The sequence below is a fragment of the Gordonia malaquae genome (assembly GCF_037148075.1).
In the GTDB taxonomy this organism is placed as follows: domain Bacteria; phylum Actinomycetota; class Actinomycetes; order Mycobacteriales; family Mycobacteriaceae; genus Gordonia; species Gordonia malaquae.
Genome location: NZ_JBBCUB010000004.1, coordinates 66,576 through 92,456 on the forward strand (window position 1 = coordinate 66,576; position 25,881 = coordinate 92,456).

The following is a 25,881-nucleotide window of genomic DNA, read 5'->3' on the forward strand; positions in this document are numbered from 1 at the left end:
TCGCGCTACCTCCCCTCGTCGTCGGAACCCGGGGCCGAAGCGCCGAACCCCTTGATGAACACAACCGCGATCAGTGCGACACACAGGAAGATCAGCACGCTGATCGCCGACCCGATGCCGAGGTTGAACGCTTTGAACAAGTTGTTGTACCCGAGCATCGACACCGAACCGGTCTCGTGATTGCCCGAGGTCAACACGTATATGTTGTCGAACACGCGGAACGCGTCGAGGGTGCGGAACAGCAGCGCGACGAGGATCGCGGGCTTCATCAGAGGCAGGATCACCTTGATCAGCCTGGTCCACGGACCGGCGCCGTCCATCTGGGCGGCCTTGAGCAGGTCGTCCGGCACCAGGGCGAGGCCCGCGAGGAGCAGCAGCGCCATGAACGGCGTGGTCTTCCACACCTCGGCGAGGATGATCACCGACAGTGCCGACCACTGCTCGGTGAGCGGCGTCGACCCGTCCGGCAGCAGGTTCACGAGATAACCCGTGCCGGGCGTCCACGCGTACTTCCACGAGATCGCGGCAGCGACGGTGACGATGCCGTACGGCACCAGGACGACGGTGCGGACCAGTCCCCTGCCGAACATCGCACGGTGCATCACCAGGGCGATCGCCATGCCGAGCACGAACTCGATGATCACCGAGATGACCGTGATGTAGAGCGTCACCCAGAGTGCGGTCCACCAGTAGTTACTGCTCAGGACGGTCGTGTAGTTGTCGAGACCGACGAACTTCTCGTTGCCGGGCTCACGCAGGTTCGCCGACGTCAACGACAGCCAGAACGAGTAGACGATCGGGTATCCGGTCACGATCAGCATCACCAGCGCGGCCGGTCCGGCGAGGATCAGCGCGAGGCGACGCTCTGACGAACGACGACCGGTCGCTTTGGTCTTGACCTTGGTCGCCGTCGCCGCGGCGGCCGGAGCCGGCGGAGCGGGATGCTCATCGAGGATGTCCGACATCGACATCGATCCACCTGCCGGAACCGGCGCCCGGTGTCGCTCCGGCGCCGGCGCGAACGCCGCGGGCTTCTCGAGAACGGGTGCGGGCGGCTCCTTCTCCAGCACCGGCTCCGGCACCGCTCGACCCGGCTCGGGAGCCACCGTGTCGGGCGCCGGTTCCGGTTCGGGCGTGGGAGGCGCGTAGCCGAACGAGTCAGGCGACTGGCGGACTTCCATCGGGGGCAGCACGTCGCTCGCGGGCTCTCGCGGGGTCGGAGTCACGGTGTGCGTCTGAGCCGTTTCGACCGGCGGTTCACCGGGCGCCACCCACTCGTCCGAGTGCACGGTCGGAATGGGACCGGTCTGTTCGACGGGTCGCTCTGGAACGCGGTCCTCGGGCCTGGCATGACGCCCCGGCGTCATGTCCGGGCCGTCTCCGTGCGGCGTCAAACCGCCCGCGTTCTGGCCGTGAGTGTTGTCGTCGTCGGTCACGGGACGATCCCCTCTCCGTCGATGGCGGCTTGAGCGACCTTCGCCAACTCATCGGCCTTGCTCTCGGGATCCCACTGACCCACCGGGCTCAGCGTCGCGGTGATGGCCGTCGACATGTCCTGGTAGCGCGGCGTCGCCGGACGCGGTGCGGCGCCCTCGTCGAGCTGCTCCCGGATCAGGTCGCCCATCGGGTACGCGATCTTGAAATCCGGATCGTCGTACAGCGACGACAGAGTCGGCGGGGTACCTCCCCGGATCGCGTAGATCTTCTGCGCGTCCTCCGACGTCAGGCAACTTGCGGCCTTGAAGGCGAGATCGTGCTGCTTGGAGGTCGATGCGACCGCGATGTTCAGGCCGCCGGGTGTCGCCTTCGCCTGGAGTCCCTTCTCGATACCGGGGAATGCGGCGAAATCGAAGCGCTTCCGGACCACGTTGTTGACCTTCTCGATGTCCGGGTTGGTCGGGTCGTCCGAGGTAGCGGCGATGATGTCGGCGAACTGAGTGATCGTGTCGCCCATGATCTTCGCCTCGCCCTTGCTTCCGTTCTCACGGATGCCTGCGAAGACGAACGGCCAGTTGATCTCGAAGGCGCCGTCGCCCGCTTCCATGCCGGTACGCGCTGTGCCCTCGTCCGAGTTCGAGATCGACGGGTCGGCGCCCTTGGCGGTGGCGACGTCGCGCATCGTGGTGAGCGCCTTGATCGTCGCGGCTCGATGCTCGGGGGTGTCGGTGAGCGTGACCTTCGTCGGATCGTCCGGGTCGAGGATCTGGCCGCCTGCCGACTGGACGAGCGAGTTGAACCACACCATCAGGCCCTCGTACTGCTTGGCCTGCAGAAGGATCTGGGTGGGTCCGCCGTTGGCGCCGATCTCGGCCGCGTCGTCGAGCATGCCCTGCCACGTGGTCGGGGCCTTCCGCTTGGCGCCGAAGGTGTCCTTCATGACGTCTGGCCGGAACCACAGGAGCTGGGTGTTGGCCCAGATCGGAAGCGCGTACAACCGCTTGTCGGAGTCCGACACACCCTGCCACTCCGCGGTGGCGAGCGGTCCGGCGAGGTTGCTGTCGCGGATGTCGGCCGTCATCTCTTCGGGCACGGGAACCGCCCATCCCGCGTCGGCGAACTCCGCGGTCCACACGACGTCCATCGCCATCAGGTCGATTCCCGAGTCGTTGCCCGCGAGGCGTCGCGCCAACTGGAGGCGCTGCATGTCCGCTTCCTTGGGAAGCATGTGCGGCTCGATGCGGTACTCGCCGCCCGAGTCGGCGCTGCACGTGGCGGCCACTTCACTGATGAAGTCGAAGCCGTCTGCCGGAGCGTAGATGTTGATGACGCCGGCCTCGTAGTCGGAGCCGCACGCGGCGAGCAACGGCGTCACCGCTGCGGCGGCCGCGACACACGCGACCCCCATCTTGGTTCGCATCCGACGTCGACGACGCGGTGGTGGACCACCGAATCGGACCCCGGAGGATTCCTCTGGTCGCATGTCCCGCAAACCCTCCTACCTCCTCGTGACACCACGAGGTGCGCGCACCTGAGAATCAGCTTTGAAAGCCGATGTGCGCCTTAGGGTATCGCACGGGGTAGTGACACATCGCACATCGGTCGACGTGTCGTGAGCGGCCAGGTCACGACCGCGGCGGTGTCCTAGATCGCGAGCCTTGCCAGCATGTCGCGCGCCTGCTCTGCCTTCTTCGGGTCGCAGAGGACGTCATAGCGGCCCGCCACGAGCTGCATTGTCGAAGTGAAGTCCCGCTGCCCACGACTCGCCGCGTACGGAATCGACGCGGAGATCAGACCGAACACCATGCCGGCGATCACGCCGAACAAGATCGGCGTCCAGCCGTTGTCGCCCTGCGAGAAGAAGCCGACCAGCGCGCCGAAGAACAATCCGAGCCACGCACCCGACACCAGTCCGCCGGTGACGACCTTTCCCCAGTTCAGACGGCCCAGAACCCGCTCGACCTGCATAAGATCCACACCGACGATCGTCAGGTTCTCCACCTGGAACTCGTTGTCGGAGAGATAGTCGACGGCGCGCTGAGCCTGTTCGTAGGTGTCGTACGAACCTACGGGCCACCCCTTCGGCGGGGTCGGCAATCCGGGCGTCTGACGCATCGGGCCGGTCATGTGAGTCCTCCTCGACTGTGCTGGTGCGCAGTTCCTTCTAGGCTTGTGTGCATGACGCACCCCCAGAAGGTCTTCGTTGCCAGACTAGTCGGCCTCGCAGTCCTCGGCCCGGATGGTGAATCGATCGGCCGCGTGCGCGACGTCGTCATATCCATGCATCTGCCCGGTCAACAGCCTCGTGCGCTCGGGCTGGCCGTCGAACTGACCACTCGCCGCCGAATCTTCGTTCCGATGTTGCGGGTGACAAGCATCGAACCGGACGCCGTGACCCTGACGACAGGTCACGTCAACCTGCGCAAACTCAGCATGCGGCCGAACGAGGCCCTGGCCGTCGGGCAGGTCCTCGACAGCCGCGTCCGGACCGACGACCCCGACCATCCCGACCTTCACGACGTGGATCTGACCGTCACCGACATCGGGATCGAACGGAACCGCAACCGCGACTGGATGGTCTCTCGCGTGGCGGTCCGTTCCATGCGCAAGGGGTTCAGGCGACGCGGCGAGACAGCCGTCATCGACTGGCGGCACATCGTCGGCATGACCCGGCTCGAACTGGCCAGGCCCGGTCAGGGCGTGGAACGCGCCCTCATCCAGTTCGAGAAGATGCGCGCTGCCGACGTCGCGAACGCGTTGCGCGAGCTCCCGGACAAGCGACGCAACGAGATCGCGGCCGCCCTGGACAACGAACGCCTCGCAGACGTCCTGCAGGAGATGTCGACCGATGATCAAAGTGAAGTCCTCGCCAGCCTCAAACCCGAACGCGCCGGCGACGTCCTCGAGGCGATGGACCCCGACGACGTGGCCGACCTCGTCGCCGACCTGCCCGTGTCCGAGGCCGAGGCACTGCTGTCCCAGATGGACCCCGAGGAGTCCGAGTCGGTGCGCCGACTGCTTCAGCACTCCCCCGACACCGCCGGTGGCGTGATGACCCCCGAACCGCTGATCCTGACGGCGAACGCGACGGTGTCGGAGGCCTTGGCCCGCGTCCGCGACCCCGACATCAATTCGGCGGCCGCGAGCATGGTGTTCGTCGTCCGACCACCGACGAACACTCCGACCGGCAAGTTCCTCGGTTGTGTGCACACGCAACGCCTGTTGCGCGAACCACCCGCGAACTTGATCGGCGGCATCCTCGACACGGAGATGCCCCGCCTGCACCCCGGCGACTCCCTGGAGACGATGACCCGCTTCTTCGCCACATACAATCTGGTGTCGGCGCCGGTGGTCGACGACGCCTCGCATCTCTTGGGCGCGGTCGCCGTCGACGACCTCCTCGACGCACTGCTTCCCGCAGACTGGCGTGACAACGATCCAGAAGGGCAGGCCCAGTGAGCCCTCGTCAGATCGACACACCGGCCGAGACTCACAGCCGTTTCCGCTTCAATCTGGATTCCGATGTCGTCGGCGTGTACGCCGAACGTGTCGCGAGATTCCTCGGCACCGGCCGCTACCTGCTGATTCAGACCGTGATCGTGATCGTCTGGATCTTCTTGAACATCGGAGTCTTCGCGTTCGAATGGGATCCGTACCCGTTCATTCTGCTGAACCTGGCGTTCTCGACGCAGGCCGCTTACGCGGCGCCGCTGATCCTTCTCGCTCAGAACCGGCAGGAGAATCGAGACCGCATCTCGCTCGACGAGGACCGCAGAAGGGCCGCGCAGACCAAGGACGACACCGAGTTCCTCGCACGTGAACTTGCCGCAGTCCGACTGGCTGTCGGCGACACCGTCACCCGCGACTACCTGCGCCGGGAACTCGACGACCTCGTCGACGAGATCGCCGACCGCATCATCGTGAAGATGCAGAACGCGGAGGATGCTGACCGTTCGCGCGATTAGGTCAGCGGCCACCAGGACCGCACCTGTATGCTGACTCACAGTCGTGGGGGTCGATCGTGTCACATGATCACCCGTTTCCACGGTAACGACACACGATGGTGGGGACCTGGGGATGAGTTTGCTGCGGAGCGGACCTGACGGCGTGCATGTGCCGCGTCGCGGTCTGGCGGTCGGAGTCGGCGCAGTCGCCGTCGGCGCAGTGCTGCTGGGTGGGGTAAGCGCGGGTTCGCCGTCGGGCGTGTCAGCGGCCGCACCGGTGAACTTCGGTCCTTCGATGCTCACCTCGGATTCGCAGACTCTCGCTGCCGACGACGTCGCCCGGGCCGTTCCCGGTGCCGAGACTCGCCTCATCGGCTTCGCACCGCCCGCCGATCCCGCCGATCAGGCAGCCGACGCCGCAGCCCAGTTCCGGATCGCAGCGAACCTGCCTGCAGGCCCGCTGGGCATTCCTGGAATCGTGCTGAAGGCGTACAAGCTGGCCGCCACACGTGTCGCCGCCGAGACTCCGGCGTGCAAGCTGCCGTGGTTCCTGCTCGCTGGAATCGGGCGCATCGAGTCCGGCCACGCGGGCAACGGCAATGTCAACGCGTACGGCGACTCGCTCACTGCAGTCCGCGGCCCTGTCCTCGACGGATCGCTGGCAGGCAACGCCGTGATCACCGACTCGGACGGCGGAGCCCTCGACGGCGACCGCGGACACGACCGTGCCATGGGCCCGATGCAGTTCATTCCGAGCACCTGGAAGTCGTGGGGCACCGACGCCAACGGCGACGGGAAAGCCGATCCCGACAACATCTTCGACGCGACCCTGTCCGCGGGCCGCTACCTGTGCTCGGGCGTCACCGACTTCATGGCCGACGCGACGAAGGTCTCGAACGTGATGCGGTACAACCATTCCGCAGCCTACGCGAACAACGTGCTCGGGTGGGCTGCGGCGTATGCGGTCGGCGTCATGCCGACCACGCCGATTCCGGACATGACGACACCGCCGAAGCCGAAGAAGGACGACAAGGACAAGGACAAGGCGAAGGACGACAAGCCGTCGACCGGCCCGTCGTCGAAGAAGCCGTCCACTCCCCCTTCCACGACGAAGCCCAAGCAGACTCAGCAGTGCCTCGGCGTCATCTGCCTTCCGCCGATGCCCGCACCGGCGCCCAAGCCGTCGCCGAAGAAACCTGCCCCCAAGCCGTCTGCGAAAGCCAACTGACTCCGTCGCCCTGCTGTTTCTTGACCTCAAGTGCACTTGATGTAGTGAGATCGGTTCCATGAGTATGGAATCGGTGGCGTGGGACGTCATGTACAAGTCGATGCACACGCCCGACGCACGGTCGAAGGCCGATCGTCGGGCCACACTGCGGCGGATCCTCGACTTCGCACGCCCCCACCGCCGTCGCATCGTCGTCTTTCTCGCCTTGTCCGTCGTCACCGCTCTCCTCACCGTGGCGACGCCGCTCCTCGCGGGCCGGGTGGTCAACCTCATCACTGACGCCGACCCCGCGGCCGCCGGAACCATCGTCTTCTTCGCGGCGATGATCGCGGTCATCGCCGTCACCGAAGCCGCAACCGGCATCGGCACCCGGTGGCTGTCGGCCAACATCGGCGAGGGCCTGATCCTCGACCTGCGGCGAGCCGTCTTCGATCACGTGCAGAAGATGCCCGTCGCATTCTTCACCCGCACCCGGACGGGAGCCCTGGTCAGCCGCCTCAACAACGACGTCATCGGAGCTCAGCGGGCGTTCAGCGACACGTTGTCGGGCGTGGTGTCGAACTTCGTCACCCTAATCCTCACCCTCGGTGTGATGTTCGCGATCAGTTGGCAGATCACCGTGCTCTCCCTCGTCCTGCTGCCGGTGTTCGTCATACCCGCGCGCCGCATGGGACGCCGGATGGCCGGGCTGGCACGCGAGAGCGCCGAGTACGACGCACGGATGTCGACGCAGATGACCGAGCGTTTCTCCGCCCCCGGAGCGACGCTCGTCAAACTGTTCGGCCGCCCGGACCGCGAGTCCGCCGAGTTCGCTGAACGAGCCGACGCCGTCCGCGACATCGGTGTTCGACAGGCGATGCTGCAGACCTACTTCTTCACCGCGTTGATGCTGGTGTCGGCCCTCGCGTTGGCTCTGGTCTACGGCCTCGGCGGCTGGCTCGCCGTGCACCAGCACCTTTCCGCCGGCGCCGTGGTGTCGCTCGCGCTCCTGTTGACTCGGATGTACGCACCGCTGACAGCCCTGGCGAATGCGCGGGTCGAGGTGATGAGTGCACTGGTCAGCTTCGAGCGCGTCTTCGAGGTCCTCGACCTCAAGCCGCTCATCGCCGACCGTCCCGACGCGGTCCCTGTTCCGGCAGCGGACGGCGGTGTCAGTCTTCGGTTCGACGACGTGTCGTTCACCTACCCGTCTGCCGACAAGGTGTCGCTGGCGTCGCTCGAGGAGGTCGCTCAACTCGATCCCCGTGGCGGATCGGAGGTCCTGCACGGTGTAGACCTCGACGTCCGCGCGGGATCGATGGTCGCGTTGGTCGGCAGTTCCGGAGCAGGCAAGTCGACGATCGCGTCTCTCGCGACGCGGTTGTACGACGTCGACTCCGGCTCGATCACCCTCAACGGTGTCGATGTCCGAGACCTCACTGCGGCCTCCGTTCATCGAGCGGTCGGGCTCGTCACCCAGGACGGGCACCTGTTCCACGACACGGTGCGCGCAAACCTCACGCTCGCCCGTCCAGAGGCGGTAGAGGACGACCTTTGGTCCGCGCTGCGCCGCGCTCGACTCGACGAATTGGTCCGCGCGCTGCCCAACGGCCTCGACACCGTGGTCGGCGAGCGCGGGTACCGCCTCTCAGGCGGGGAACGCCAACGGTTGACGATCGCTCGGCTGCTGTTGGCCAAACCTGCCGTCGTGATCCTCGACGAGGCCACCGCCCACCTGGACTCGACGTCGGAGGCTGCCGTCGCCGAAGCCCTCAGCGAGGCCCTGCACGGCCGCACATCGCTCGTGATCGCGCACCGCCTGTCCACTATTCGGGCGGCGGACGAGATCGCCGTCGTTGAAGGCGGACGGATAGTCGAACGAGGCGACCACGCCACGCTGCTCGCCGCTGACGGTCGCTACGCGGAGCTGTACCGGACCCAGTTCGCCGCGGCGTGAGCCGCCCTGATCGGTTCCACGAGTGGGAACTAGAGTGGGTGTTGTGACTACAGCCGGTACGCCAACCGAATCAGCCGTCCGTTCGGCGCTCAGCAAGGTCTCCGACCCGGAGATCGGAAAACCGATCACGGACCTCGGCATGGTGAAATCCGTCGCCATCGCCGACGACGGTAGCGTCGACGTCGGCATCTACCTGACGACGTCGGGTTGCCCGCTGCGCACCGAGATCTCCGATCGGGTGTCGAACGCGGTGTCGGACGTCCCGGGTGTGGGCGCCGTCCGCGTCGAACTCGACGTGATGGACGACGAACAGCGCACCGAGCTCCGTAAGAAGCTCCGCGGCGACAAGGCTGAGCCCGAGATCCCGTTCGCCAAGCCCGGCAACATGACCCGCGTGTACGCGATCGCGTCGGGCAAGGGCGGTGTCGGCAAGTCGAGCGTGACGGTCAACCTCGCCACCGCACTCGCCGACCGTGGGCTGTCGGTCGGAGTTCTCGACGCCGACATCTACGGCCACAGCGTGCCCCGCATGCTCGGCAGCGATGCCAAGCCGACGCAGGTCGAGTCGATGATCATGCCGCCGCAGAGCCATGGCGTGAAGTTCATCTCGATCGGCCAGTTCACGGACGGGAACACCCCGGTCACGTGGCGCGGACCGATGCTGCACCGCGCGCTCCAGCAGTTCCTCGCCGACGTGTACTGGGGCGACCTCGACGTCCTCCTCCTCGACCTCCCGCCGGGCACCGGTGACGTCGCGATCTCCATCGCGCAGCTGATTCCGGGCGCCGAGATCCTCGTCGTCACCACACCGCAACAGGCGGCGGCCGAAGTCGCCGAGCGCGCTGGCGCGATCGCGCTCCAGACCCGCCAGAAGGTCTTGGGCGTCGTCGAGAACATGTCGTGGATGGAACTGCCCGACGGGTCCCGTATGGAACCGTTCGGTTCCGGCGGAGGCGCGCAGGTCGCCGAGCGGTTGACCCGCGCGGTCGGCGCCCCGGTTGAGCTTCTCGGACAGGTCCCGCTCGAACAGGACCTCCGCGAAGGCGGCGACGCCGGCAATCCCGTCGTCCTCGCCAAGCCCGACTCGGCCTCCGGTTCGGCGCTTCGCGCGATCGCGGACAAACTCGCCGTCCGCCGCCGCGGCTTGGCAGGTATGAGCCTCGGGATCGACACCACCCGCCACTGAACGCCTGGCGCTCAAGACTCCCTGCTCGCCAATCGGCGACCCAACTGCTCGTTGAGCAGGGACCTTTCTGCTCGTTGAGCGAGCGAAGCGAGTCGAAGCGTCCTGCGCACTGACTTGGAACGCCTCTGGTCTGAGTCGACCAACCTGTGGTCATACGGCGTGTCCCGGAACCGAATGGCGATTCCGCGCGTCCAACCTTGTGTGGCCTCACGGTGCGGACAACGCGCCTGGGAACCTGAAGGAGGCGCCATGAAGCGAGGAGTCCTCATCCTCATGGTCGCGACTGCCGTTGCCGTCGCTGGATGCGGCGAAGGCGGCGGGGCCGTTCCATGGCTCTTTCCCGGTGCGGCACGCCAGACCGACGATCACGGCCGTGAACTTCCGTTCCGGGTGACGAACCCTCGCCGTTGGAACGACCAGAACGACGGAACGACGTTTGAACCGTGCACCGGACTCGAGGAAGAGACTCTCCGGGAACTGATGATAGATCCGTCCTCAGCGGAGGACGCCGAGACCTCCGATGCCGCCGACCGCGGTTGCCGTTGGACGTACAGCACGCCAGAGTTTCGCGACGTGGTGACCATCCAACAGGTTGTCACCGACTCGGACAGTGCGAGTCCGGAGCAGACCGACGTCGTGCCCGACGGCTCTGATAATGGTTCGGAGAGTTCCTGCTCAGCTCAGTTCACACACAGCGCAGCAGTCGTGACCACTACAGCAGAAGGACCGAGCGGCAACCGCGAAACCCTCTGCATGCTTGCCATGTACTTCCATGTCGCAACCACCAAGGCCCTCGGCATATAGCCCGCCCGAACTCGCGTGTCCATGGAACCGAACCCACGTTCCGTGCGTCTAACTAGTAGAGGGTCCGCCCGACAGGAGTCGTCATGAGCAAGTTCGCGTACGAACGCAGTAAATGGCAGCATCGGGTTCAAGTGGCCCAAGACGCTAAGAAAGATCTCGCCAACCTGGGCCAGGCACTCGACAACCTCGTCGGACATAACTACTTCGGAATCGGCTGCGAAGAGGGAACTGAGGTCTACACCCGGCTGAGGGATCTCGTTTCGGCCGGCGTCCAGAGGCTAAGCGAATACAGCGCAGAAGCTTCAACGCTCGAGGCTACCGCACGCAGCGCCGAAAGCACTCTTGCGACCGCTGATGCTGAATCAGCAAGCCAGTTCCGTACACCACCTCGATGACGCTCATTCGACGAATTTGCGCAGGCCTGTTGGCACTCCTCGTGGCTGCACTAACGTCGTGTTCCGTCGACGGCTCCGCAATCCCCGTTCAAGGCATACGACAGGTCGACGACAGAGGAGTCCGACTGCCGTTCACTACCAAACACTCACAACGCTGGAACACAGCCAACGACGGAACAGAATACGAACCATGCACGGGGGTCCAGCTCCGGGATCTATCGCGACTAAACATCGACGCGAGGTCCGTGCGCGACGCTGCGAAAACAAATGGTCAAACGCTTCGCGGCTGCATCTGGACATACGAGGAAACAGGCACAGATATTCCCCCGAGTATCAGTCAAACGGTTGGCAACGGCAAAGGTCTCGATGCAGCAAAGGCCCGACGCTCGGGGCCACAGGACTCTTGGCTCGACGACATATTGATTGCTAGCCGAAGAGTCGGGATCCATGTCTACTCGTTTGAAGGCTATTGCGCGACCTACGTCGAGTCAGGCACGGCCACTGTTATTTCCACCGCAAGCCATAGCGGAACTCATCCCCTCAACAGAGAGCAACTCTGCGAACGGGCGATCGCGTTCACGAAAGCGACGATCGATCGGATGCCGGAGTGATCTACGTGGCGTCCCAGTCGGTGTAGTCGTGGGTCCGCTTCACGGCGGATGGGCCAGAGGTTCCGGACGGGGTGTCAGGTGAGCCGAGCTTGGTCAGATCAGGGCCCGGAGAGTCTGAGGGGGCTGCAATGGACTGATCCGGAGCGGCACCGACTCCTTGGATGTCGAGAGTGTCGCGGACCGAACGGCCGAGGTCGTCGACCGCAGTCGAGTCCCCACCGAGGAGGTGCTTGGTGACGATGCCCTTGGGAGTCATCTGGCGCAGTTCGTTGATCTGCTGGATCGGTTCACGGAACTGCTCGAAGTCCGTGCCCATCTCGTCGCGGAGCTGGCCTGACGCTCCGGTGGCGTAGTCACGGACCTTCCGGATGGACTGCAGCGTCCACGACACCGCGCCGGGCAGACGCTCCGGGCCGAGAATGATCAGGCCTGCGGCCAAGAGCACAACGATCTCGCCCCAACCGATACTGCTGAACATCGTTAACGCCCGATCATCTTCTAGTCGCTGACCGGCGTGATCGAACCGTTGAAGGTCCGACCATCACGCCAGTAGGTGAACTTCACCGCATCATCGATCTTCGAGGTACGGACGGCAACCGTCAACTCGTCCGCTCCTTCGATGGCGCGGCCGTTGAAATTCGTGATCACGTCGCCTTCGCGGAGCCCTGCACGAGCGGCCGGGCTCCCCTGCGCGACATCGCGTACGGCAGCACCGAACACCCTGTCGTTGCGCACGGTCGCCGCGGAGACGCCGATCGTCGGGTGATTCATCTTGCCGTTCTTGATCAGCGATTCGATGACGGGCTTGGCCTCGTTGATCGGGATCGCGAACCCCAGACCGATCGAGGTGCCGCTCGGAGCGAGCGCCGCGGTGTTCACACCGATCACACGCGCCTTCGAGTCCACGAGTGGGCCACCCGAGTTGCCGGGGTTGATCGACGCATCGGTCTGGATCGCGTTGATCACCGCGTCCGTGTCCGACGTCGCGTCAGGACGCAGCGGAACCGGGCGATCGACAGCACTCACGATCCCGGACGTCACCGTCTTCGCCAGACCGAGCGGCGCACCGAACGCGACGACGTCCTCTCCTATCTCGAGCTTCGACGAGTCGCCGAGAGTCGAGACGGTCAGGTTCTGGACGTTGTCGACTTTGATCACGGCGAGGTCCGTCTTCGGGTCGCGCCCGACGAGCCGAGCGGGGATGCGCGTCCGGTCCGAGAACACGACTTCCAGCTTCGCGCTGCGATCGGTGGCGGCGCTGGTGATGACGTGATTGTTGGTCGCGATGTACCCGGACTTGTCCAGGACGAAGCCCGATCCGGTCTCGCCGCTCGTCGCGGTGCGCACCTCGATCGTCACGACTGCCTTCGCCATCGCTCCGGCGACTCGCGACACGCGTGTCGCGCCCTCACTGTTGTCGTTCGACGAATCGTCGACGTTGAGCTTGACCGAGTCTGAGTTCAGCGGTGTGACGACCTCAGCGGTCCACCGCCCGATGAGACCACCGCCGAGGCCGATCAGCAGTGCGACCATCGCAAGGGTCGCCAGCGCCCAGCCGTGGACGCGCTCACCCGACAGCAGGTCACGGATTCCTAGTTTCGGCCCGGGTGTCGACGGCTCGGCCGCCGCCACCGGCTGCAGAGCGGGAGCTTCCAACGACGCGCCGGCGCTCGGGTCCCGCCACGGGTCGGCAGGCTCGTCGGGTGTCTCGTCGATCGGCACCGCATGAGGATCACGCTGGAGCGTCTGCGTCTCACCGTCTGGGCGTCCGAACGCCTCGCCCAGGACTGGATCCGGCGCTGCTATCGTCGGTTGCGGACGCTCCGTAGCGGGGGACTTGTCGAAAGAGCCGGTGACACCCGACGGCCGTCCGAAGACAGCCTCGTCACGCGATTGCGGTGTGAGGTCTGTCACGAGTCAGCGGCCCCGACGGTTGAAACGGCCTGCACGACGCATGTCGATCTCCTGTGTAGGAATCTGGCACAACTGCCCGAGAAGGGACGCAGGTGCGGCCACGTCGTTCCCCGCGCGCAGCAACGACCGCGCACGAGCCTGATTCGCTACCTCGTCCGAACATCGCGGACACATCGAGAGATGAGCGTCGGCACGACTGGACGCAGACTGCGACAGCTCGTTGTCCACGTAAGCGACCACGGCCTCCACTGCGAGATGCTCAGTCGAGGCGAACTCCGATGATGGCCGGTGGTCCGGGTTAGGGGCGATCGACGAACTGATCGGAGCCCACCGATCGCTGGATGAACGCCGTGCGTGACCAAGGCCCACGAGCGCCGCCCTTCCCGACAGTGGCCGCACGCGCGACCCCAGATGATCTGTTCGGGCCCAGCTTACGCGATCAGACCTCACTGGCGACGGCGACCGAGCGACTGTCAGTCTGGCCGCGTGCCGCGAGGAACTCGCGGATGCCCTGGCGGCCGCGGTGGATACGACTGCGGACTGTGCCCATCTTGACGCCCAGCGTCGCGCCGACCTCCTCGTACGACAATCCTTCGATGTCGCACAGGACGATCGCCGCGCGGAACTCGGGCGCGAGCGAGTCCAGAGCGGCCTGGAGATCGGGGCCCAGATTCGCGTCGGCGTATGCCTGCTGCGGGTCGGGCGTGTCGGTCGGGATCTTGTCGTACGTCGACTCCAGCGCCTCCATGCGGATCTTGCTGCGGCGACGAACCATGTCCAGGAACAGGTTGGTGGTGATGCGGTGGAGCCACCCTTCGAAGGTGCCCGCCTTGTAGCTGGTCAGCGAGCGGAAGACGCGGATGAATGTCTCCTGCGTCAGGTCTTCGGCGTCGTGCTGATTGCCCGACAGTCGGTACGCGAGGCGGTACACGCGGTCTGCGTGCTCGGTGACGAGTTCATCCCACGACGGCATCAAGTTCTTGTCGCCGGTCGCATCGAATCCCGCCGTGCCGCGGAATGAATCACGCGTCGAATCGGTGGAAGTGCTCAGGGGAAGGCTCATCGGGTTGGTGCCAGTTCCTTTCTTCGCGGGAACACCGGCAGACGTCGTCTCGTATGACGCTGCAACGTCGGTGGGGCGATCAATATTCCGGACCATTGGCTATGAGCCTGTCCTATCGGAATGTGGGCGACCCCAGAGGCGGCTGAGCGTTTCCTGAGGAAGCAGAACTCCCTGGTCCGGCGTGGTGTGACAGTGCCCGACAAGCGGTGTGGCACCCTCATTCACATGACTGACACGAGCTCGCCCGATCCTGTCGCGCGCCTGAACTCCTACGCCGAGGCCGCCATCATCGAAGACGACGCTCTTGTGGGCGCGCGGCTGCGCGCAGAAGAACTCGGCGCCACCGCGATCAGCCCGGCGACCGGAGCGTTGCTGTCACTTCTCGCCCGCACCGCGGGCGCTCAGCACGTCGTCGAGATCGGGACCGGGACGGGAGTCGGCGGATTGTGGTTGCTCGCGGGCATGCCGTCGACCGGAATCCTGACGACGATCGACCCCGAATCGGAGCATCATCGAGCGGCGCGCGAATCGTTCGCCGACGCAGACATCGCGCCCGGCCGCACCCGTCTGATCAACGGCGCACCGTCCGACGTTCTGACAAGGCTCGCCGACACCAGCTACGACCTGGTGTTCGTCGACGGCCCGCTGCTGTCGTACCCGGCGTTCATCACCGAAGCGGTCCGCATTCTCCGCCCGGGTGGACTGCTGGTGGTCAACAACGCCTCAGCTGGTGGCACCATCGACGACCCGACCGCCAAGGACCCGCGGACGCTCGCCGCCCGCGAGGCGGCGAGCATCGTCGCCGACGACGACCGGTTCCTGCCGGCCGTCATTCCTGTCGGGTCAGGGCTGCTCGCCGCGGCCAAGGCACGCTGACAGCGGTCCCTAGCCGTCGGTGTGACGGTCAGACGTCGGTCGAGAAGCGGATTCCGTTCTCGGGGATCGTGACCTCCGGCCACACGCGCGCGCCGCGGAGGAGTTCGCAGCGTGCGCCGATCGAAGCGCGGTCTCCGATGACGGTGTCGCGGACGAGAGCACCTTCACCGACGCGAGCGTCGAAGCCCACGATGCTGCGCTCGACGACGGCTCCGGCGTCGATGCTCGCACCGTCGAACACCACGGCTCCGTCGAGGCGAGCGCCTGCACCGATGGTCGCTCCCCGACCGACGACCGTTCCGCCGATCAGGACGGCGCCCCGGCCCACGTTCGCTCCGTCGAGGACGAGCGACTCGCCGCAAGCCTTGTCCAGCGCAGGTGATGGAGCGATGCCGCGCACCAGATCCGCCGATCCGCGAACGAAGTCCTCCGGGGTCCCCATATCGCGCCAGTAGGCGTCGTCGACGTGCGCGTGGATGTGGCGACCCTGCGCGAGAAGCGACGGGAACACCTCCCGCTCCACCGACACCGGACGACCGGAGGGGATCTCGCCGATGACGCTCCGGTTGAACACGTACGTGCCTGCATTGATCTGGTTGGTCGGCGGGTCCTGCGTCTTCTCCAGGAACGCGGTCACGCGGCCCGATGCGTCGGTCGGCACGCAGCCGAACGCGCGCGGATCCTTGACTCGCACCAGGTGCAGCGTGACCTCGGCCGCCGACTCCCGATGCGTTTGCACCACGTCGCGGATGTCGGTGCCGCCGAGGACGTCGCCGTTGAACACCAGCACCGTGTCGGCGGTCAGCGCGTCGTACACGTTGCGGATGCCGCCGCCCGTGCCGAGCGGCTGCTCCTCGGTGATGTAGGTGAGGTTGAGGCCGAGCGACGAACCGTCGCCGTAGTGCTCGGCGAACACCTGCGCCTGGTAGGACGTTCCCAGCACGACGTCGGTGATGCCCGCCTCACGGATCCGTGACAGCAGGTGGGTGAGGAACGGCGCGCCTGCTGTCGGGAGCATCGGCTTGGGCGCCGACAGAGTGAGCGGCCGCAGCCGCGTGCCCTTTCCCCCGACGAGGACGAGGGCTTGAACAGACGGGGTCACAGTGGTGTTCCTTCCATCAGATGTCTGGTGGGATCGATCAAGACTTGGCTGCGCGGCGTTGTTCGCGGAGGGCCGCGGCGACGGCGATCTTCGAGCGGACGGCGAGTCCGGCGCGCAGGGCAAGCCGAAGCGGCGCCCGCAGCGGGCCTGGATTCCGATCGGCGTTAAAACGGTACGCACTGGCGTGGTGGGCCGGAATCATCTTCTCCGGATGCTTGCTCACCGAGTGACTCTTCGCGTGCAGAACCCGAGCCGATGGAACGTACACGTTGAGCCAACCCGCACGGCCGAGGCGATCACCGAGGTCGACGTCCTCCATGAACATGAAATAGCGGGAGTCGAACCCGTTGATGCTCTCGAACGCGCTGCGCCGCACGAGCAGGCACGAGCCCGACAGCCAACCGACGGGCCGCTCGGTTGTCGAGCCCGGCTCGACGCCGCCGTCGCGGTACGCCCTGGTCCACGGATTCGACTTCCAGACCGTTCCCAGGATCGCGTGGCCGGTCCCCGACACCAGGTCGGGCACCGCGCGAGCCGACGGATACACCGACCCGTCGACCTCCGTGACCAACGGGCCGAGGCTCCCGGCGCGGGGCCAACGGGCGGCGGCGGCGAGGAGCTCGTCCAGAGAACCTGGTGACCACTCGACGTCGGGGTTCGCGATCACGATGAACTCGATGTCGGGATCGAGTTCGGCGACACCCCGATTCATCGCCGCGCCGTAGCCGATGTTGCCGCCGCTGTCGACCAGCGTGACGTTGTCGTGCTCGGCGGCGGCCTTCTCGGGTGCGCCGTCGTCGGAGCCGTTGTCGGCGATGACGACGGGCACGGTGTGCGTCGACGCGTCGGCGAGCGTGCGCAGGAAGTTATGGAGGTAGTCACCGGACGAATAGGTCACGGTCACCACCCCGAAAGGAGCAGTCACCGCGTCAGACTAACCCGATCGTGCGCCGCTGAGCGCGTCTGCGAGCGCGGCGTGCCATTCCCGAAGCGGCGTCAGACCCGCATCCGACCATGCCTGCCCGGACAGCACCGAATACGCCGGACGCGGTGCGGGACGTGGGAATTCGTCTGTTGTGCAGGGCCTGACACGTTCGGGATCCGCACCGATGGCGGTGAAGACGGCGCGGGCGAGATCACACCATGTCCCCTGGCCCGCGTTGGTCGCATTCAGCACTCCGCCGCCGATCGACGACGGGTCGTCGGTCAACCGGCCGACGATCTCCCACAGTCCGGCGGCGAGGTCGGGAGCGTATGTCGGCGACCCGGTCTGGTCGTCCACCACGGTGAGCGTTTCGCGCTGCGCTTCGAGCGCGATCATGGTCGTCACGAAGTCGCGGACCGGCGGTCTGCCGGTGAACACCCACGCGGTCCGCACGACGATCACCGACGGATCGGCGGCGGCCGCCGCGAGCTCGCCGGCGAGTTTCGAGGCGCCGTACACGGTGCGCGGCTTCTCATGTCGGTCGTCTGAGGTCAGCGGGCGGTGCGGCACGTCGGGGCCGAACACGTAGTCGGTGGACACGTGCACCAGTCGGGCTCCGACCGCCGCCGTCCGCTCCGCAAGTCTGCGCGGGCCGTCGGAGTTCACCGCGAAGGCATCATCGCGGGCGGACTCCGCGCCGTCGACGTCGGTGAACGCCGCGGTGTTGATCACGACGTCGCCTTTGTCCAGGCCGTTGAGAGCCCGGGCGACCGACTCATCGGATGTCAGGTCCACGTCAGACGACGTCAGACCGATCACCTCGACGGTCGAGGGAAGCGCGGGCGAGGCGAGCAGCGCCGAACCGAGTTGCCCGGCGGCGCCGATGACGTAGACGACTGGCGAGTTCACGCGGTCCATCGTGCCGTATCCCACAGCCGCGCGACGCCGACCACGCCGGGACCGCCTCCGCGGCGCCGGCGGCGGTCGCACGTATCCTCTGCAGTGGAGCCGCGGGACCACGCGGCGCACCGACTCGAAGGGACAGCTCAGCACGTGGATCAACGACGCGAAGACGCCCGGGACCCGCAGTCCCGCGACGACGCGCGCCCCCGACCCCGCGACGAGTCGCGCCCTCGACCCCGCGATGAGTCGCGCCCTCGACGACGTCGGCCCGCACCGGTCGACACCGGCGCCACACGTCGTCGGACGTCCGAAGAGATCCACACTGGTCCCCGTCGCCGCCCGACGGCCGAGCATGCGGGGCGCACGCCCAAGAAATCCGGTCCCCGGAGGCCTGCGCCGAAGAAGACGCCGCCCGGCTCCTTCCGCGAGGCCGTCACGACGTGGGCCACGCGTCCGGTCGCAGGGGTCAAACCCAAGTACATCGGACGGTCGTTCGTCGCTCTGCTCACCGTGATCGTGCTGGGGGTGACGGGGTTCGGCTGGAGCCGCGTGAACTCGCTGAACTCGGCTGTGACGCTCCTGGACGACATCGAACTCGGCAAAGGCGGCGACGACGGCGCGATCGACGTGCTCCTCGTCGGCACCGACTCGCGCACCGACGCCAAAGGCAATCCACTCTCCGACGAGGAGCTCAAGTGGCTTCGCGTGGCCGGCGACATCACGACGAGCACCGACACCATCCTGCTGATCCGCATCCCGACCGACGGATCCGCCGCCACTGCAGTGTCGATTCCGCGTGACTCGTACGTGGAGGTCCCCGGTCTGGGAAAGAGCAAGATCAACGCAGCGTACGGTGCCACCCGCGAGGAGGTCCGCATCCGAGAAGTGGAGTCGGGCGCTTCGGAGGAGGCTGCAGAGGCCGCAGGCGCGAAGGCAGGACGACAGGCGCTCATCGACTCGGTCGCCAACCTGACCGGGGTCACCGTCGATCACTACGCGGAGGTCGGCCTGCTCGGATTCGCGCTGCTCACCGACGCGGTCGGCGGCGTCGAGGTCTGCCTCAAGCACCGAGTGAACGAACCGTTCTCGGGTGCACGCTTCCGCAAGGGGCGTCAGACGCTGAGCGGTCCGGAAGCACTCAGCTTCGTCCGGCAGCGCCACGACCTTCCGCGCGGCGACCTCGACCGCATCACTCGCCAGCAGGTGTACATGGCGTCGCTGGCCCAGAAGATCCTGTCATCACAGACCCTCACCGACCCGGGCAAGCTCAGCGAACTGCAGGACGCCGTGTCCCGGTCGGTGATGATCGACGACGGATGGAACATCATCAGCTTCGCCGAGCAGTTGAAAGACCTCTCCGGCGGCAACGTGAAGTTCACGACCATCCCGATCGCCGACGATCAAGCGTGGAGCGACGACGGCACCCAGAGCGTCCTAGGCGTCGACCCGGACGCTGTGCACACGTACATCACCAAACTCCTCGGCAGGACGTCTCCGTCGACACCCTCCAACCCTCGCAACGGCGTGAAGGTGGACGTGGTGAACGCGGGCACCGTCGACGGCCTGGCGTCGAACGTCGCAGGGGTCCTGGCGCGGCTCGGATACACGAAGGGCACGACGTCGTCGAAGCCGATCAACGAGTTCGACTCGATCGTGTTCGCGAAGTCCACCGAAAGCGACGCCGCCAAGCAACTCGTCAAGGATCTCGGCGGGAACATCGAGATCCGTGAGGACTCGTCCCTCGGCGACGACCAGCTTCGCGCTGTGCTGACCAACACGTACACCGGTGCGGGATCGATTGTGCAGACCGGCGACCAGGGGCAGGACGACCAGTCTGCGTCCCCGACCACATCGTCGACGACCACCACCAGTCCGGTGATCAAGGCCGACACCGACGGCCCGGTCTGCGTCAACTGACGGTCGTCGACCAAGATGGCACCATGACCGACACCGTCACCGGACTCGTCCTCGCTCGCATCACCGACTATGCGCGACCGCTGTTCACCTTCTACGACGAAGCCACCGGCGAACGCACCGAGCTGTCGGGCGCGACGCTCGGCAATTGGGCGGCGAAGATCGCCAACTACCTGAGGGACGAGATCGGCGTGGCACCCGGCGACGCCGTCCGCGTCGACCTCCCCGAACACTGGCAGACCGCCGCGGTCCTCCTCGGCGCGTGGTGGGCCGGCGCGCACGTCCTCGTCGGGGACGCCGACGGCGAGCCTCTCGTGGCGTTCGTGACACGCGACGGAGTGAACGCCCACGATGCAGACGAGATCGTCGTGGTACCTCTCGATCCGTTCGCGATGGGCGCCCGCGATCTGCCGATCGGGGTCAACGACTTCGGTGACGCAGTCCGTACGCACGGCGACCAGTTCCGGCCGTCCGGAGCAGGTCCTCTCGCCGTCGACGACCGGACGACCACGTCCGTCGCGTCGACGCCGACAACCGTCTCCGACGGCCAACGCGTGGTGTCGACACGGTCATGGTCGACCGCTGACGGGATCGTCGAGAACTTCGCCGCTCCCCTGCTCGCCGGAGCGTCGCTCGTCTGGGTGCGCGGCGCCGACGACCCGCGCCTCGCCGACCTCGCCTCGACCGAGAAGGCCGACGTCACTCTCACGTAGCCCGATGAGTGAGTAGCGTGGTCGCATGACGCTGCTCGGTTACCAGATCCCGAATTTCACCTACCCCGACGTCCCAGCGGAGAAGCTGTTCGCGACGATCGTCGCGCAAGCCGTCGAAGCAGAGGAGTCAGGCTTCGACACCGTGTTCGTGATGGACCACTTCTATCAGCTGCCGATGATCGGGACTCCCGACCAGGAGATGATCGAGTGCTACACGCTGCTGTCGGCGCTCGCGCAGCACACCTCGAAGGTTCGACTGTCCGCGCTGGTCACCGGTAACACCTACCGTGAGCCGGCGCTCCTCGCGAAGACGGTGACCGCCCTCGACGTCGTGTCCGGCGGCCGTGCGCAGCTCGGCATCGGTGCAGGCTGGTTCGAGCAGGAGCACGACGCGCTCGGGTTCACGTTCGGCACGTTCACGGATCGGTTCGAACGGCTCGAGGAGTCGCTGCACATCGTGCTCGGCATGCTGCGCGGAGAGCGTCCGTCGCTCGACGGCAAGTGGTACTCGGTACGCGATGCGATCAACTCACCTGCTCCCCTGTCGCGGATCCCGGTGATGATCGGCGGCGGCGGCGAACGCAAGACGTTGCGGATGGTCGCCCAGTACGCCGACGAGTCGAATCTGATCTGCGCCCCGGAGGACATCGGACGCAAACTCACAGCGCTCGACGAGCACTGCGAGCGACTCGGGCGCGATCGCTCGGAGATCACCGTCAGCCTGCAGACCTACGCCTGCATCGCACCGACGCACGACGAGGCGGTCGCCGAGGCCGACGCCTTCATCGCACGGACTCCGCAGGCGGCTCCACGCCGCGCGGGCATGATCGTCGGCGATCCCGACGAGGTCCGCGCACGATTCGAAGCATTGAAGGAGTCCGGCGTCGACGGCTTCTCGGTGAACCTGATGGCGAACGGCCACATTCCGGGACGTGTAGGCCTGCTCGGCGAAACGCTCTCGCCGATTGTGAACTGACGGCTGCGCTTCTGCGCCGATTCGACCGGTGGCACGAAGCTGAGACTCCCCGGGCGGGAGCCACTGCACGGCTCGTAGACTGTGGCAGCGGATCGGCCCCGTACGAACCGCGACTCCCTCCCTCCAGAAAGTCCACGTTCGTCATGCTGCGCCGTGCTGTGAATCCCCGTTCGGACGAGTTCATGTCCGCATACGTCGACGCCGGACGCTGGTACAAGGCCGAGATCGCGATCATCATGTTCGGCGCCGTCGGCGGGCTGTACGTGTTCGAACGGTTGTTGTTCGAGGACCCGGCGCCGATGGTCAACTCGTGGCCGTCAGTGATGATCGGTTTCGGGCTCGCCAACGCACTCAGACTGGCCAGTTGCTTTCGGTGGGCAGTTCCGACATGGTCGACGGCGCTCTTCATCACATCCGTGTACATCGACGTCGTGTGGCTGATGGTCATTCGGGCAGTCGCAGTGAACGACGGCCGTGACGTTCTGCCGATCATCGTGCCGGTTGCATTTCTCGCCAGCCTGCTCATCGTCCACATTCGCTACGTGATCCTGGTACCCGCGATGCTCGCAGGCTTCGCCATGATCGCCGGCATCGAACTGATCGCCGTTCCGAGCAGCGGACCGGGTCTGTTCGATCTCATGACCAGCGGCGCCATCATCGTGGTCCCGTTGATCTCTGCGCGGTTCCACGAGCAGCAGACGCGGCTCACGTGGGAACGCGAGCGTCGACTCGATGAACTCTCGATGACGGATGCGCTGACGGGCCTGGCCAATCGGCGGGCGTTCGACGCCCGAATAGCCGCGGCACTGGCCGAGGACTCCCCCGTCGCTCTCGCGGTTCTCGACGTCGACGACTTCAAAGTCCTCAACGACGCACTCGGACACGCCGCGGGCGACGACACGCTCCGGACGATTGGACGGTTCCTGACCGGCTCGATCACCGATGAACGCGTGTTCGCAGCACGGTTGTCGGGCGAGGAGTTCGCCGTGGTGTGGTCTGGCTCGGGTCGATCGGGGGTGATCGAGGACGCCGAGCGGCTCCGGAGCGGGATCGGCGCACTCGAATTGCCATCGGGTCGGGCCGACGCTGGAGTGACGATGTCGGCCGGCGTCGTCTGGTTCGCGCCGCCGACCTCCGACGAACCCGGGCGCGATGCCGACGTCGCTCTCCGTGCGGCCGACAAGGCTCTCTACGAAGCCAAGCGAGCGGGACGCGATCGGCTGGTGACCGCCGAGTCGCCCACAAGGGGGCCGGTCTCACGACGGCGGGACGCGGTCGACGACAGGCGTTTCCGGGAGCTCCGGCCGTCGAGCATCGAGACATCTCTCGGAGAGCACGACGCCGCGTTCCTTGCCGACTTCGACGCATCGGGGCACCGCGCACGACGCGTCATCATGGCGGGCGCGTTGGTGATCGATCTTGTGGTGCTCGCCGCTGCCGGGCATGCGCTCCCGATGCCTGACGACAGCCTCACCGTGAGCCGATGGTTCATCGCAGCTGGACTGATCCCGCTCGCTCTCATCGCTGTCGGGTGGGCGACAGTACCCGCACTCCGCCCTCGGTCCGGTGCGGTTCACGTGTGCTGTGTGATCGCCTTCGTGGCGTTGCAGACCACGGTGCGGGTGCTTCCGATGCCCGGGATGGACGACCTCATCACCGTGCTGATGCCGATCTCGGTGATCCTCAGCCTCGGCGTTGTGCAGATCCGGTTTCGATGGATGCTCCCGGCCATGGCCGGGCTCTCCTCCCTGGTCGCCATTGCCGAAGTGGTGACGTTCGGCATCAACGGCGAACGCATTCTGACGCTTCTCGCGGCGTCGAGCATGGTCGCGGTCGTGATTCAAGCCGCCTACCGCCTTCAGTCCGTCGCCTACCGCAACTGGCGGAGATCGCACGAGCTTCGAGTCGCGGCTCGGGTCGACGCGGTGACAGGGCTGCCCAACCGACGCCAGTTCACCGAGGACGTGGAAACACTCCTGCGCGAGTTCCCTGACGCCCTCGTCGCCGCAGTGATGCTCGACGTCGACCATTTGAAGCAGTACAACGACGCCTACGGGCACCCGGCGGGCGACCGCTGCCTTCAGCGGATCGCCGCCACTGTGGGCACCGCCAACGGACCGGAGACTGCGACGTTGTACCGATTGGGAGGAGAAGAGTTCGCTGCACTGATCACCACCGGAACGATCACCGACGCCGAGGCGGCCGCACAGATGATGGTCGATGTCGTCGATGCCGCAGGCATCGAATCGGCCGACCCTGGTCGGCCGGTGACTGTTTCGGCAGGACTGGCTGTGGTCTGCCAGGACGACGATCTGAACGCAGTGATGGCTCGCGCCGACGCGGCCCTCTACAACGCAAAACGCACCGGCCGGAATCGTCTCGTCGTCGACAGGTCAGGCCTGTCCGAGACGTCCGACCAGTGCGTGTGACCGGTCTTCCCACCCTTGAGCGACGCAGCCGCTGCCCCTTGAGCGAGCGCGACTCCCCGCACCCCGAGCAAGCACGACACCCCAGCTCCTTGAGCGAGCTTGCTAGTCGAAAGGCCCTCGCGTGCAAGACCTTTCGACTCGCTGCGCTCGCTCAAGGAGCAGAGGAAGGCACTCGCTCACGGAGCAGCGGAAAGCGGCGCTCACCAACCAGCGGAAAGCGGCGCTCACGGAGCAGCGGAAAGCGGCGCTCACCAACCAGCGGAAAGCGGCGCTCACGGAGCAGCGGAAAGCGGCGCTCAGGGAGCAGCGGAGATCAGCCGCGGAGAAGGGCGCGCGCCATGACCATGCGCTGGACCTGGTTGGTGCCTTCGTAGATCTGGGTGATCTTGGCGTCACGCATCATGCGCTCCACTGGGAAGTCGGTGGTGTAGCCGGCGCCGCCGAACAGCTGGACAGCGTCGGTGGTGACCTCCATTGCCACGTCGGACGCCATGCACTTGGACGCGGACGAGATGAACCCGAGGGGTCCGGCGCCACGCTCTGCACGGGATGCGGCCGCGTAGACCATGAGGCGAGCGGCTTCGACCTTCATCGCCATGTCGGCGATCATGAACTCGACGCCCTGGAACTGGCTGATGGTCTTGCCGAACTGCTTGCGCTCCTTGACGTACGCGATGGCGGCGTCGAGGGCGCCCTGAGCGACGCCGACGGCCTGTGCGCCGATGGTCGGGCGGGTGTGGTCGAGGGTCGCGAGCGCGGTCTTGAATCCGGTGCCCTCGTCGCCGATGATGCGGTCCTCGGGGATGGTGCAGTTCTCGAAGTACAGTTCGGCGGTGGGGCTGCCCTTGATGCCGAGCTTGTGCTCGAGAGGGCCGACGGTGAAGCCCTCGTCGTCCTTGTGGACCATGAACGCCGAGATGCCGTTGGCACCCTTGTCGGGGTCGGTCACTGCCATGACCGTGTACCACGACGACTGGCCGCCGTTGGTGATCCAGCACTTGGAGCCGTTGATGACCCAGGTGTTGCCGTCCTTGCGCGCGCGGGTCTTCATCGCCGCGGCGTCGGAACCCGCCTCCCGCTCAGACAGCGCGTACGACGCCATCGCTTCACCGGACGCGATCGACGGCAGGACCTTGGCCTTGAGTTCGTCGGAGCCCGACAGGATCAGGCCCATGGTGCCGAGCTTGTTGACAGCCGGAATCAGCGACGCGGAGACGTCGACGCGTGCGACCTCTTCGATGACGATGCAGGCGGCAAGCGAGTCGGCGCCCTGACCCTCGAACTGCTCCGGCACGTGCACGGCGTTGAAACCATTGGCGACGAGGGCTGCACGAGCCTCTTCGGGGAAGCGAGCCTTCTCGTCGACCTCCTTGGCGTAGGGGGCGATCTCCTTCTCGCTCAGCGCACGAATGGCCTCACGGAGCGCCTCGTGCTCCTCCGGCAGCTGGAACAGATCAAAATCGGGATTGCCGAACTTGCCCATCGTGGTGACTCCTTTGCTGACACCCAGTGTCACCGAGTGCCT

Annotated in this window: 24 protein-coding genes; 13 read left to right on the forward strand and 11 right to left on the reverse strand. The window is 66.2% G+C overall.

What is annotated here, in order from left to right:
* Positions 1 to 5: 5 nt before the first annotated feature.
* The 3 genes from WFK36_RS14775 to WFK36_RS14785 all read right to left on the reverse strand — a co-directional run bounded on the left by WFK36_RS14775 (position 6) and on the right by WFK36_RS14785 (position 3,564).
* Entirely contained in the window at positions 6 to 1,436 is a 1,431-nt protein-coding gene (locus tag WFK36_RS14775; protein ID WP_336792601.1) for a carbohydrate ABC transporter permease, read from the reverse strand.
* Positions 1,433 to 2,857, reverse strand: a complete 1,425-nt coding sequence (locus WFK36_RS14780; RefSeq protein WP_336792602.1) for an extracellular solute-binding protein — start codon at positions 2,855 to 2,857, stop codon at positions 1,433 to 1,435. Before WFK36_RS14780 ends, WFK36_RS14775 begins: the two co-directional genes overlap by 4 nt.
* A gap of 224 nt (positions 2,858 to 3,081) precedes the next feature.
* Positions 3,082 to 3,564: a YflT domain-containing protein gene (locus tag WFK36_RS14785; protein ID WP_008381268.1), complete on the reverse strand. Its 483-nt coding sequence runs from the start codon at positions 3,562 to 3,564 to the stop codon at positions 3,082 to 3,084.
* Between the two features lie 51 nt (positions 3,565 to 3,615).
* Here WFK36_RS14785 and WFK36_RS14790 point away from each other — a divergent pair, with 51 nt between their 5' ends.
* From WFK36_RS14790 to WFK36_RS22780, 8 genes are all read left to right on the forward strand, one after another.
* On the forward strand, positions 3,616 to 4,896 hold the full coding sequence (locus WFK36_RS14790) for a magnesium transporter MgtE N-terminal domain-containing protein (protein WP_008381267.1): 1,281 nt from the start codon (positions 3,616 to 3,618) through the stop codon (positions 4,894 to 4,896).
* Positions 4,893 to 5,402, forward strand: coding sequence for a DUF1003 domain-containing protein (locus tag WFK36_RS14795; protein ID WP_336792605.1), 510 nt, complete (start codon positions 4,893 to 4,895; stop codon positions 5,400 to 5,402). Before WFK36_RS14790 ends, WFK36_RS14795 begins: the two co-directional genes overlap by 4 nt.
* 112 nt (positions 5,403 to 5,514) lie before the next feature.
* A complete protein-coding gene (locus tag WFK36_RS14800) occupies positions 5,515 to 6,609 on the forward strand; it encodes a lytic transglycosylase domain-containing protein (protein WP_336792606.1) in 1,095 nt (364 codons plus the stop codon).
* Between the two features lie 58 nt (positions 6,610 to 6,667).
* A complete protein-coding gene (locus WFK36_RS14805) occupies positions 6,668 to 8,545 on the forward strand; it encodes an ABC transporter ATP-binding protein (RefSeq protein WP_336792607.1) in 1,878 nt (625 codons plus the stop codon).
* Between the two features lie 43 nt (positions 8,546 to 8,588).
* Complete coding sequence (locus WFK36_RS14810; RefSeq protein ID WP_008381251.1) at positions 8,589 to 9,731, forward strand: Mrp/NBP35 family ATP-binding protein; 1,143 nt, start codon at positions 8,589 to 8,591, stop codon at positions 9,729 to 9,731.
* A 249-nt stretch (positions 9,732 to 9,980) separates the two neighbouring features.
* Entirely contained in the window at positions 9,981 to 10,535 is a 555-nt protein-coding gene (locus WFK36_RS14815) for a hypothetical protein (protein ID WP_336792609.1), read from the forward strand.
* Between the two features lie 83 nt (positions 10,536 to 10,618).
* The gene (locus tag WFK36_RS14820) at positions 10,619 to 10,930 is read left to right on the forward strand and encodes a hypothetical protein (protein ID WP_008381249.1); all 312 of its coding nucleotides are present in this window, start codon (positions 10,619 to 10,621) and stop codon (positions 10,928 to 10,930) included.
* Positions 10,927 to 11,541 carry a DUF3558 family protein gene (locus WFK36_RS22780; protein WP_419717497.1) on the forward strand — a complete coding sequence of 205 codons (615 nt, stop codon included), beginning with the start codon at positions 10,927 to 10,929 and terminating at the stop codon, positions 11,539 to 11,541. Before WFK36_RS14820 ends, WFK36_RS22780 begins: the two co-directional genes overlap by 4 nt.
* A 1-nt stretch (position 11,542) precedes the next feature.
* Here WFK36_RS22780 and tatB read toward each other — a convergent pair whose 3' ends face one another.
* From tatB to sigE, 4 genes are read right to left on the reverse strand one after another with little or no spacing between them, the layout of a single operon-like run.
* Positions 11,543 to 12,019, reverse strand: coding sequence for a Sec-independent protein translocase protein TatB (tatB, locus tag WFK36_RS14825; protein ID WP_336792611.1), 477 nt, complete (start codon positions 12,017 to 12,019; stop codon positions 11,543 to 11,545).
* 20 nt (positions 12,020 to 12,039) lie between these two features.
* A complete protein-coding gene (locus WFK36_RS14830; RefSeq protein WP_336792613.1) occupies positions 12,040 to 13,455 on the reverse strand; it encodes a S1C family serine protease in 1,416 nt (471 codons plus the stop codon).
* A 3-nt stretch (positions 13,456 to 13,458) separates the two neighbouring features.
* Positions 13,459 to 13,905: an anti-sigma factor family protein gene (locus tag WFK36_RS14835; protein WP_336792614.1), complete on the reverse strand. Its 447-nt coding sequence runs from the start codon at positions 13,903 to 13,905 to the stop codon at positions 13,459 to 13,461.
* Entirely contained in the window at positions 13,895 to 14,518 is a 624-nt protein-coding gene (sigE, locus tag WFK36_RS14840; RefSeq protein WP_419717498.1) for an RNA polymerase sigma factor SigE, read from the reverse strand. The genes WFK36_RS14835 and sigE overlap by 11 nt, the downstream gene beginning before the upstream one ends.
* Positions 14,519 to 14,743: 225 nt before the next feature.
* Between sigE and WFK36_RS14845 the strand changes: the two genes are divergently transcribed.
* The gene (locus WFK36_RS14845) at positions 14,744 to 15,394 is read left to right on the forward strand and encodes an O-methyltransferase (protein ID WP_008381236.1); all 651 of its coding nucleotides are present in this window, start codon (positions 14,744 to 14,746) and stop codon (positions 15,392 to 15,394) included.
* A 28-nt stretch (positions 15,395 to 15,422) separates the two neighbouring features.
* Here WFK36_RS14845 and manB read toward each other — a convergent pair whose 3' ends face one another.
* The 3 genes from manB to rfbD are packed head-to-tail and all read right to left on the reverse strand — an operon-like array spanning position 15,423 to position 18,339.
* A complete protein-coding gene (gene manB / locus WFK36_RS14850) occupies positions 15,423 to 16,496 on the reverse strand; it encodes a mannose-1-phosphate guanylyltransferase (protein ID WP_008381235.1) in 1,074 nt (357 codons plus the stop codon).
* Between the two features lie 37 nt (positions 16,497 to 16,533).
* A complete protein-coding gene (locus WFK36_RS14855) occupies positions 16,534 to 17,421 on the reverse strand; it encodes a glycosyltransferase family 2 protein (protein WP_336792618.1) in 888 nt (295 codons plus the stop codon).
* A gap of 9 nt (positions 17,422 to 17,430) precedes the next feature.
* Positions 17,431 to 18,339: a dTDP-4-dehydrorhamnose reductase gene (gene rfbD, locus WFK36_RS14860; RefSeq protein WP_336792619.1), complete on the reverse strand. Its 909-nt coding sequence runs from the start codon at positions 18,337 to 18,339 to the stop codon at positions 17,431 to 17,433.
* 135 nt (positions 18,340 to 18,474) lie between these two features.
* On the opposite strand from rfbD, the gene WFK36_RS14865 reads away from it, so the two are divergent.
* The 4 genes from WFK36_RS14865 (at position 18,475) to WFK36_RS14880 (ending at position 24,356) form a co-directional block, all read left to right on the forward strand.
* Positions 18,475 to 20,241, forward strand: coding sequence for an LCP family protein (locus tag WFK36_RS14865; RefSeq protein WP_336792620.1), 1,767 nt, complete (start codon positions 18,475 to 18,477; stop codon positions 20,239 to 20,241).
* A 23-nt stretch (positions 20,242 to 20,264) separates the two neighbouring features.
* A complete protein-coding gene (locus WFK36_RS14870; protein WP_336792621.1) occupies positions 20,265 to 20,951 on the forward strand; it encodes a TIGR03089 family protein in 687 nt (228 codons plus the stop codon).
* A gap of 25 nt (positions 20,952 to 20,976) precedes the next feature.
* On the forward strand, positions 20,977 to 21,927 hold the full coding sequence (locus tag WFK36_RS14875; protein ID WP_336792623.1) for an LLM class F420-dependent oxidoreductase: 951 nt from the start codon (positions 20,977 to 20,979) through the stop codon (positions 21,925 to 21,927).
* A gap of 182 nt (positions 21,928 to 22,109) precedes the next feature.
* Positions 22,110 to 24,356, forward strand: a complete 2,247-nt coding sequence (locus WFK36_RS14880; RefSeq protein WP_336792624.1) for a GGDEF domain-containing protein — start codon at positions 22,110 to 22,112, stop codon at positions 24,354 to 24,356.
* A gap of 313 nt (positions 24,357 to 24,669) precedes the next feature.
* Here WFK36_RS14880 and WFK36_RS14885 read toward each other — a convergent pair whose 3' ends face one another.
* Positions 24,670 to 25,839 (reverse strand): acyl-CoA dehydrogenase, encoded by a 1,170-nt coding sequence (locus WFK36_RS14885; RefSeq protein ID WP_008379787.1) that lies wholly within the window; start codon positions 25,837 to 25,839, stop codon positions 24,670 to 24,672.
* Between the last annotated feature and the right edge of the window lie 42 nt (positions 25,840 to 25,881).

Coding starts and splice junctions, on each gene's coding strand:
- WFK36_RS22780 (WP_419717497.1), top strand. CDS start 10,927: ATGACGCTCATTCGACGAATTTGCGCAGGCCTGTTGGCACTCCTCGTG.
- WFK36_RS14845 (WP_008381236.1), top strand. CDS start 14,744: ATGACTGACACGAGCTCGCCCGATCCTGTCGCGCGCCTGAACTCCTAC.
- WFK36_RS14800 (WP_336792606.1), top strand. CDS start 5,515: ATGAGTTTGCTGCGGAGCGGACCTGACGGCGTGCATGTGCCGCGTCGC.
- WFK36_RS14880 (WP_336792624.1), top strand. CDS start 22,110: ATGTCCGCATACGTCGACGCCGGACGCTGGTACAAGGCCGAGATCGCG.
- WFK36_RS14820 (WP_008381249.1), top strand. CDS start 10,619: ATGAGCAAGTTCGCGTACGAACGCAGTAAATGGCAGCATCGGGTTCAA.
- WFK36_RS14790 (WP_008381267.1), top strand. CDS start 3,616: ATGACGCACCCCCAGAAGGTCTTCGTTGCCAGACTAGTCGGCCTCGCA.
- rfbD (WP_336792619.1), bottom strand. CDS start 18,339: ATGGACCGCGTGAACTCGCCAGTCGTCTACGTCATCGGCGCCGCCGGG.
- sigE (WP_419717498.1), bottom strand. CDS start 14,518: ATGAGCCTTCCCCTGAGCACTTCCACCGATTCGACGCGTGATTCATTC.
- WFK36_RS14785 (WP_008381268.1), bottom strand. CDS start 3,564: ATGACCGGCCCGATGCGTCAGACGCCCGGATTGCCGACCCCGCCGAAG.
- WFK36_RS14875 (WP_336792623.1), top strand. CDS start 20,977: ATGACGCTGCTCGGTTACCAGATCCCGAATTTCACCTACCCCGACGTC.
- WFK36_RS14815 (WP_336792609.1), top strand. CDS start 9,981: ATGAAGCGAGGAGTCCTCATCCTCATGGTCGCGACTGCCGTTGCCGTC.
- WFK36_RS14885 (WP_008379787.1), bottom strand. CDS start 25,839: ATGGGCAAGTTCGGCAATCCCGATTTTGATCTGTTCCAGCTGCCGGAG.
- WFK36_RS14805 (WP_336792607.1), top strand. CDS start 6,668: ATGAGTATGGAATCGGTGGCGTGGGACGTCATGTACAAGTCGATGCAC.
- WFK36_RS14870 (WP_336792621.1), top strand. CDS start 20,265: ATGACCGACACCGTCACCGGACTCGTCCTCGCTCGCATCACCGACTAT.
- tatB (WP_336792611.1), bottom strand. CDS start 12,019: ATGTTCAGCAGTATCGGTTGGGGCGAGATCGTTGTGCTCTTGGCCGCA.
- WFK36_RS14780 (WP_336792602.1), bottom strand. CDS start 2,857: ATGCGAACCAAGATGGGGGTCGCGTGTGTCGCGGCCGCCGCAGCGGTG.